Annotated in this window: 8 protein-coding genes; 3 read left to right on the top strand and 5 right to left on the bottom strand. The window is 63.2% G+C overall.

Annotation, left to right across the window (positions count from 1 at the left end):
* Positions 1–126 precede the first annotated feature (126 nt).
* Positions 127–1,119, bottom strand: coding sequence for a YihY/virulence factor BrkB family protein (locus tag VKP01_RS03405; RefSeq protein WP_324410280.1), 993 nt, complete (start codon positions 1,117–1,119; stop codon positions 127–129).
* Positions 1,120–1,257: 138 nt separating this feature from the next.
* Complete coding sequence (locus VKP01_RS03400; protein WP_324410278.1) at positions 1,258–1,497, bottom strand: hypothetical protein; 240 nt, start codon at positions 1,495–1,497, stop codon at positions 1,258–1,260.
* A 674-nt stretch (positions 1,498–2,171) separates the two neighbouring features.
* On the opposite strand from VKP01_RS03400, the gene VKP01_RS03395 reads away from it, so the two are divergent.
* Together VKP01_RS03395 and VKP01_RS03390 are read left to right on the top strand one after the other, a co-directional pair.
* Positions 2,172–3,668, top strand: a complete 1,497-nt coding sequence (locus VKP01_RS03395) for a leucyl aminopeptidase (protein WP_324410276.1) — start codon at positions 2,172–2,174, stop codon at positions 3,666–3,668.
* Positions 3,669–3,760: 92 nt separating this feature from the next.
* Positions 3,761–5,116 (top strand): lipopolysaccharide biosynthesis protein, encoded by a 1,356-nt coding sequence (locus VKP01_RS03390; RefSeq protein ID WP_324410274.1) that lies wholly within the window; start codon positions 3,761–3,763, stop codon positions 5,114–5,116.
* Positions 5,117–5,122: 6 nt separating this feature from the next.
* Here VKP01_RS03390 and VKP01_RS03385 read toward each other — a convergent pair whose 3' ends face one another.
* Positions 5,123–5,287, bottom strand: coding sequence for a hypothetical protein (locus VKP01_RS03385; RefSeq protein WP_324410272.1), 165 nt, complete (start codon positions 5,285–5,287; stop codon positions 5,123–5,125).
* Positions 5,288–5,529: 242 nt separating this feature from the next.
* On the opposite strand from VKP01_RS03385, the gene VKP01_RS03380 reads away from it, so the two are divergent.
* Positions 5,530–6,336 carry an aspartate dehydrogenase gene (locus VKP01_RS03380; RefSeq protein WP_414706505.1) on the top strand — a complete coding sequence of 269 codons (807 nt, stop codon included), beginning with the start codon at positions 5,530–5,532 and terminating at the stop codon, positions 6,334–6,336.
* On the opposite strand, the gene VKP01_RS03375 is transcribed toward VKP01_RS03380, so the two are convergent.
* Complete coding sequence (locus VKP01_RS03375) at positions 6,337–7,173, bottom strand: alpha/beta fold hydrolase (RefSeq protein WP_324410269.1); 837 nt, start codon at positions 7,171–7,173, stop codon at positions 6,337–6,339.
* A gap of 112 nt (positions 7,174–7,285) precedes the next feature.
* The coding region (locus VKP01_RS03370) for an AMP nucleosidase (protein WP_324410267.1) at positions 7,286–8,345 on the bottom strand (1,060 nt) is incomplete at its 5' end.

Here is an 8,345-nt window from a genome sequence, read left to right as displayed (position 1 = left end):
CCTGTAACGGCTGGACCTTCTGGCATGCGGATCGGGCCGGTGAGCGTGTCTGCATCGACGTTTTTCGCGCGCAATTGCGCTCTTCAATGAGCGCGGCCTGAATAAGGGCGGAGTGAGCGCGCAACCTCAGCCGCGTGTCCTCCCCAGCGTGTCCGCCACCGCAGCCTCGCGCCGGCCCATCTCCCGCGCGCGCGGGATCGTGGTATCACATTCCGTCTGTTGTTCGAGCTCGGCGTTGAACTCCGCGCCGACGAGCAGGATCAGCGTCGAGATATAGGCCCACATCATCGCCGCCGCGATCGCGCCGAGCGAGCCGTAGGTCGCTGAATAATCCGCAAAATGTGCCATGTACCAGGAAAAGCCCGCCGAGGCGGCGACCCAGACCGTCGCGGCGGAGACAGAGCCGGGCGAGATCCAACGCCAGCGCGCCGGTGCGCGGCTCGGCCCGTAGCGATAGACGACGGCAATGCCGATATTGGCCACGATGAAGATCACGATGAGCGGCAGCACGGTGATGATCCAGCCTGCAAGCGGGCCGAGTGGGAGGAAGCTCAGGATGATCGGAATGGTGATGACGACGTTGACGAGCAATGCCGCGAAGATCAGTGCGCCGATGGTGAAGATCAGCGCCGTGCCGTAAAGGCTCAGATAAGAACGCGTTTCGCGCTCGCCATAGATGACGTTGAGCGCATCGAACAGGCGCAGGACGGCGTTATTGACCACATAGACGGCGATGGCGAAGGTCGTGGCGAAGGTCAGCCCGAGCGTGTCGGGCCGCTGATCGATCAGGCGAGCGAGCTCGTTATCCATCAGGTCGAGCATGGCTGGCGGCAGGAAGGCATCAAGATCAACCAGTTGGTCACGCAGCCGCGCCGGGTCGCCGACGAGGCCATAGAGCGACACTACCGCCGCGAGGGCGGGAACGATGGCGAAGATCATGAAAAACGCCGCGCCGGCCGCATTCGCGCTGACGCGGTCGTGGTTGAAGGCATTGGCGACGCGCCAGAAGACATCGACGTAACCACGAAAGGGAATGCCCAGCGGGGTCGACGCCTTGCGTCCGCGAGAGCGCTCACCCGCCCGTGTCCGGTTGAGCGTCTGGTTATCGTCACGCTTCAAATCTGCTGCTCCTGCAACCGAGCAAAATCACGATCAGGAGACAACGCAGAACGGCTCGACTTGTTCGAGCCGTCAGAAGAAGGTGAGGGCGCCATGCGCGACCGGAGGATCGGTGCGGTGATCCGGATAATGCGGGGTTCAGCGTCTTTCTTCGACGCGCTCGATGTCGCCTGATGCATCCGCATCACTCATATTGACGCCTGAGGCCACGACCGCGATGGTGATGGTCGCGAGGCATAAAAGCAGTGCCAGTGCGACCCGTCCCGTGGCGGCGTGGCGGCTGCGCTGATCAGGGACGCCAAACCGCTGATCGCGTGTTGTTCGCGCGGGAGCTTGCGATGCCTTATGAACAGATCCCTGCGATTGTCTGTTCGTCATCTTGCGCCTCTTGCCCCGTCCAGGTTCGTCGACTGGTCCATTCTGGTCGATCACGTTGGCGGCGGCCTGACATCAGCCCGCCTCGGCACCGCACGACCCGTCGAACCTCTATGCTCTCGAAGATTGCTACGAAAGGCCAAGCTTCGCGAGTCAGGAAGTTCGCTTACTTTTCGACCTGGTCGGGGGTCCATGTGTGAGATCTGCTGTTCTCTTAAAATCGGTTAATGAAAACGTACTTTGAATTGCAATTATCGTCAATATTCTCAGGGTCTTGTGCAATCATGCCGAAATCGCGGGTTACTCCAGGCGAAGCTTTCGAAACGAAATCATCGCATTCTGTCGCGTTTCACCCGGTCGATCCCAATATCTCTTGGCGATTTTGGGTCAAAAATCGGTTATTCCGGCGTTCTGCGACCCTTTGACCGACGCGCCGGATCACGCCGGATGCGTGCCTGAAATTGACGTAAAGTTAGGTTTCTGACGCGAATCAGCGCGCGGTTGCAGATTGTGCACGACACGACGATATATCCGCACAAGCACGTATGCTTCTCCGGCGATCGCGCGCAGCCTCTTCCGTCAGCGCGATGAGCCGCTATGTTGAGATTCGATGAGTGCGTTTTGCGGGGCGCGACACAAAAACGCGACGTCCCGCTTGCAAAGAAAGGCAAAGGCCCATGTCCGACGGCTTCAAACTTGATTTCGAATCACTGCAGATTCCCGCAAGCGGCGATCTTGTCCTGTGTGTCGGCGAAGATCTGGCACCGGGGCCCCAGGCGGCGCGCCTGCTCGGCGATTCGGTCGGGATCATCGCGCGCGCCGCGAAGGCCGAGAAGTTCAAGGGCAAGTTCAAATCGCTGATGACGATCACGGCGCCGGGTCAGCTCGATGTCGACCGGCTCGTCATTGTGGGTCTGGGCAAGCCGGTCGAGGCGGAAACGCCGGACTGGCCCGCCCTCGGCGCCGCGATCGCCGGCGCGACAGCGGGCCGCGAGGCGATGCTCGTGACCGAATTCCCCGGTTTTCAGGGTGACGATGCCGCGATTTCAGGGCTGGCGCTTGGGGCGCGACTGCGCGCCTATCGCTTCGACCACTACAAGTCGAAAAAGAAGGACGATGACGACGATGCGCCGAAGAAGGGCGGCAGGCTTACCCTTGCCGGCGCCGATCCGCAGGCGCTGAAGAAGGCGGCCAAGCAGAGCGCGGGCCTCGCCGACGGCGTCATGCTTGCACGCGATCTCGTCAACGAACCGGCCAACACGCTCGGCCCCGTCGAATTCGCCGAACGCGCCGCAGCACTTGAAAAGCTCGGGGTCGAGGTGGAAATTCTCGACGAGAAACAACTCGGCAAGATCGGCATGCGCGCACTGCTTGGTGTCGCACAGGGCTCGGAGCGCCCGGCGCGCGTGGCCATCATGCACTGGCAGGGCGCGAAGAAGAGCGAAAAGCCCGTCGCCTTCATCGGCAAGGGCGTGGTTTTCGACACGGGTGGCATCTCGATCAAGCCCGCTGGCGGCATGGAAGACATGAAGGGCGACATGGCCGGTGCCGCGACAGTTGTGGGACTGATGCACGCTTTGGCTGCACGCAAGGCGAAGGCGAATGTCATCGGCGCGATCGGGCTCGTCGAGAACATGCCCGACGGCAAGGCGCAGCGCCCCGGCGACATTGTTGAGACCCTTTCGGGCCAGACGGTCGAGATCATCAACACCGATGCCGAGGGGCGGCTCGTCCTGGCGGATCTGCTCAGCTATGTCGAAGACACCTATGAGCCGCAATTCATGATTGATCTCGCCACATTGACGGGTGCGATCATCGTGGCGCTCGGCAAGGATCATGCCGGTCTGTTCAGCAATGACGACGCCTTGTGCGAGAAACTCGGCGAAGCCGGTGGCGCGACGGGCGAGAAGGTCTGGCGTCTTCCGCTCGGCAAGGCCTATGACAAGCTGATCGATTCCAAATTCGCCGATATGAAAAATACCGGCGGACGCTATGGCGGCGCGATCACCGCCGCGCAATTCCTGCAGCGTTTCGTGAAGAACACGCCCTGGGCGCATCTCGACATCGCCGGTACCGGCATGGCGGCTGAAGCCAGCGACGTCAACAAGAGCTGGGGCTCGGGCTTCGGCGTGCGTCTGCTCGACCGGCTCGTCACCGATCATTACGAGAGCTGACGCGCGAATGCGTCATGCACCCGCGCTCCCGGGAGAGGGGGCGCGGGTTCAGCATTCCTCAATTCCTGTGTGTTATCACCCGGTGGAACTTGATGTTGCAACGGGTGTCCGGATTGGCAGGTCTGCGCAAGCTTCTGACGTCGATGACCTTCATCCTCCTGGTGATCCGCCTCGGCGGCGCGGGTGCGGGGTTCGGGACGCAACTCGTTCTGGCGCGCCTGCTCGCGCCGGAGGATCTTGGCCTGTTCTTCGCGGCGACATCGCTTGCCATCGTTGCGGCCACCGTTGTTTCCTTCGGCTATCCGGAGATCGCGCCGCGATTCATTGCGCGTTATCAGGAACGTGGACGTCCGGCCACACTCGCCGCGTTTCTGCATCAGGCCCATCGTGATTCCTTGCGTTTCAGCCTGTTTCTCGCCCTGCTGATCCTCGCCGCGGCGATGCTGTGGCCCGGCGCGACTGCGCAGGCGCGCAGCCTGTTTGCGATCACGGCGCTCTTCATGCCGATCCTCGCCCTGTTCAGCATCAATTCCGGCATCGCGCTGTCGCTGCGCGCCTTCTTCCTTGCTTATGGTCCTGAGACCTTCCTGCGTCCGGTGTTCTTCCTGGCGATCGTTGCGGGCATGATCCTGGTAGGCGCGAGCCCGGATGTGCGGATCGTTGTCATCTCGTTCTTCGCCTTGACCGGAATGCTTGCGGCAACGCAATGGCTGCTTTTGCGCGCGCGCCTGCCGCGGATCGCCGATGGGCGCGATCATGCGGACCGGCGGCTGGTCTCGCGTTGGCGCCGGGAGGGGGCGCCGCAGATTGCGGTGGGGATTTATACGCTGATCTTCGCCGATCTCGCGATTCTGCTGGCTGCGACGGTGCTCGAACCGGCGACGCTCGCCGCTTTCGGCATCGCGCTGAAGCTGGCGGTGCTGGTGGGATTCGGCGTGCAGGTGGCGCATCAGGTCATCCTTCCCGATCTTGCCGATGCCCGCGCCGCGCGGCGTCTGGGACGTACCAGCGATACCATGCGAGCCGCCGCCGCTTTCCCCATTGCCTTCACCCTGGCTGCTTTGATCGCGACGGCTCTGTTCGGCGACATGATCCTCGCCGTATTCCATCCGGATTTCGCGCAGGCACATTGGGTTCTGGTGCTGCTTGTCGCCTGTCAGGTTCTGCGCGCGCTTGCGGGGCCGGTGGTGCAGCTTCTGACGATCGCCGGTGCGCAGGTGTTCAACGCGCTCCTGTGCATCGCTTCGACGATCGTGCTGGCGCTCGGCAATTTCGCGCTGGTCCCGCCATTCGGATTGATGGGAGCCGGACTCGCCGTGCTCGTCGCCTGGCTGTTCTGGCTGGGCGGATCCGCGCTCGGGCTCTATCGCATTACCGGAATGCGGTGCGACATCATCGCATTGTTCGCCGGTACGCAACAGCCTGCATCGGCGCCACAGAATTCATGAACCGGCTCAATCGGCAAAACGCGACGGCGGTTGATCGATCATGAGATCAATGGTCAGGCCGAACGCCAGCAGCATCAGACAGGTCACGAAGACGAGCGGGCTCTTCAGGCGCGCGTAATGCGCATAAAAGCCAATTGCAAAAACGATCCCGACTGTAATCCATGTCGCCATGTCGCCCTCCTTTCACTGGATCAAGGGCAGAAACAAAGCGCGCGCTCATGTATACGATTCGCAATATGCCATTTTTCTTCTCTATCTGGCAATTAAACACGTAAGCATGGTAAAATTAATATGAATACCCGGATTTCAATCTGTATTGCGCTGCAGCAAGACTTGTTCGGCGCATGCGTGGCGGGCTTGACACACAGTCAGCTCCGGTCAATGTCCGGACGACGTTTACGGAAGGAGTCATGATGAGCGGAATTCGGGTGGGAATCGTCGGCCTCGGGGCAATCGGGCGCAAGCTCGCGCAGGCGCTGACGGAGGGGATCGACGGGCTGGAACTCTCCTGTGTCACCGTCGGCGGACGCGACAAGGCGCAGGCCTGGCTGAGCGAACACGGGATCGACTGCCCCATCGTCGCGATGGAGGATCTGCCCGCCCATTGCGACATTGCCGTCGAATGCGCCCCCGCCGCCGTGGTCGGCGATCTGTGCACGACCATGCTCGGTGCCGGCCGGAAGGTCATGATCCTCTCCGCCGGCGCCATTCTGCCGCGTCCCGAACTGGTCGAACTGGCGCGGGCGAAGGGCGGCCAGATCATCATCCCCACCGGAGCGCTTCTGGGCCTCGATGCGGTCAGCGCCGCCGCCGAGGGTCAGATCCGCTCAGTGCGCATGATCACGCGCAAACCGCCGCGTGGGCTCGCCGGGGCGCCGTATCTCGTCGAGAACGCCATTTCCGTCGAGGGTCTGAGCGAACCGCTTCTCGTCTTCAAGGGCAGCGCTGGTGAAGCGGCGCAGGGCTTCCCTGCCAATGTGAACGTCGCTGCAGCGCTGTCGCTGGCCGGTATCGGGCCGGACGCGACGACGATCGAGATCTGGGCCGATCCCGGCGTCACCCGCAATTGCCATCGCATCGAGGTTGATGCCGATTCCGCCTCGTTTTCCCTCGAGATCGAGAATATCCCTTCGGAGAATCCCAAGACCGGGCGGATCACCGCGCTCTCCGCGCTCGCGGCCCTGCGCAAGCTCGGCGCGCCCTTGCGGGTGGGGACCTGATCAGCGCCAGCCGATCTTGGCGAGGAAATCCCCCACGAGCGCGTTGAACAAGGCAGCGCGCTCGAAATAGACCGAGTGCCCGGTGGCTGGAACGCCGTGGACGCGCACATCCGGAATATGGCGCGCCACGGCGCGTATCCCCGCCGGCGCGATCACGATGTCGTCCTCGCCGGTGATCATCAGCACCGGGCAGGTAATGCGCGCGGCATCCTGCGGACCGCGTTTGCGCATGCTCCAGATCGCCGCGCGCACGGCTTCCTTGTCGAGGCCCGCATTGAGCCGGTCGATCATGCCATAGAGTTGATGCAGGGCGGGCTCTGCTTCGGCGAAGACCTCGCCGGTTGCGGGATGAACATTGTCCGCGAGCAGCTTTTCGCGTATCACCTCCCGCCTTGCATACCAGTCTGCCACATCCGGATCGTCGAGCTCGTCGAAGGAGAGTGATCCCGTCGTGCAGGCGAGCACCAGCCCGGCCAGCCGCTGCGGATGCGCGAGGGCCGTTTCGACCCCGGTCCAGCCGCCCATTGACTGGCCGATGAAGACGGCGTGCTCGATCTTCAGATGATCGAGGAGTGCGATCGCGTCGCCAGCATAGTCGCGCGGATCGGGCACGGCGCCGGGGCAGGTCGAGGGCGCAAAGCCGCGATGCGAGAAGGCGATGCAGGTGAAGCGCGAGGCGAAGGCCGGGATCTGCTGCCACCAGCTCAGGTGGTTGCCGCCCAGCCCATGGGCGAAGAGCAGGGCGGGGCCGCTCCCGGTCACCTCGTAATGGATCGTCGCGCCGTCGGGGCGCTCGAGGCGCCCGGTTCGGGTGGCGGGAAGGGTGGCATCACGCATCGTCGCTCTCCGGATCTGATCGGATGCGAGGCTGCCGCAGCGGCGCCGTCCACGCAATCGGGCATGCTGCCCTATCGGTAAGCGCAGCTTGCCCGATCGCGTGCGCACGCGATCAGCGGAAAGGCGGCTCGTCGAAGGAGCGCAGCTTGCGCGAATGCAGCGCCGTGCGCTGTCCGCGCAGGATTTCGAGGGTCTCGAGCCCGATCATCAGATGCTCACCGACAGCGCGCTGATAGAACGCGTTGGCGGCTCCCGGCAGCTTGATCTCGCCGTGGAGCGGTTTGTCGGAGACGCAGAGGAGCGTACCGTAGGGCACACGCAGGCGGAAACCCTGGGCGGCGATGGTGCCGCTCTCCATGTCGATGGCGATGGCGCGGGAGATGTTGAAGCGGCGTCGTTCCTGGCTCCAGCGCAGTTCCCAGTTGCGATCATCGTTGGTCACGACGGTGCCGGTGCGAAGACGCCCCTTGAGCGACTCGCCGCGCTCGCCGGTGACCTGCCCCGCCGCCTGCTGCAGGGCAATCTGGATCTCGGCCAGAGCCGGGATCGGGATATCGGGCGGGACCAGGCTGTCGAGAATACCGTCCTGGCGCAGATAGGCGTGGGCGAGAACGTAATCGCCGATGGTCTGAGACTGCCGCAAGCCGCCGCAATGCCCCACCATCAGCCAGCAATGCGGGCGCAGAACGGCGAGATGGTCGGTGATCGTCTTGGCGTTGGAGGGGCCGACGCCGATATTGACCAAAGTCGCGCCTTCGCCGCAGCCTTCGCGTCGCGTCAGATGATAGGCCGGCATCTGATGGCGATGCCAGGGTGATTGCGCCATCAGCGTTTCGGCATCCATCCGCGCAGCCTGTTCGCGCGTGACGCTGATGCCGCCCGGCATGACGAGCCGCTCATGCACGCTGTCATCGCGCCGCAATTCCTCCAGCGCCCATTGCACGAACTGGTCGACATAGCGGTGGTAATTGGTGAGCAGGATCCAGGGCTGGATGGCGCGCCAGTCGGTGCCGGTATAATGCACCAGCCGCCGCAAAGAGTAATCCACCCGTACCGCATCGAAGAGCGACAGCGGCCGCATTGCGTCGGCCGGCGCATCCCAGACGCTGTCGGCGATTTCGTCACCGACCTGGGTGAGATCGGGGATGGGGAAATGCTGGGCGAGTGCGCTG

The sequence above is a fragment of the Saliniramus sp. genome (genome assembly GCF_035311605.1).
Lineage (GTDB): Bacteria > Pseudomonadota > Alphaproteobacteria > Rhizobiales > Beijerinckiaceae > Saliniramus.
The sequence above is the reverse complement of the archived record's forward strand: the minus strand, read 5'-3'. Positions and strand labels throughout refer to the sequence as shown.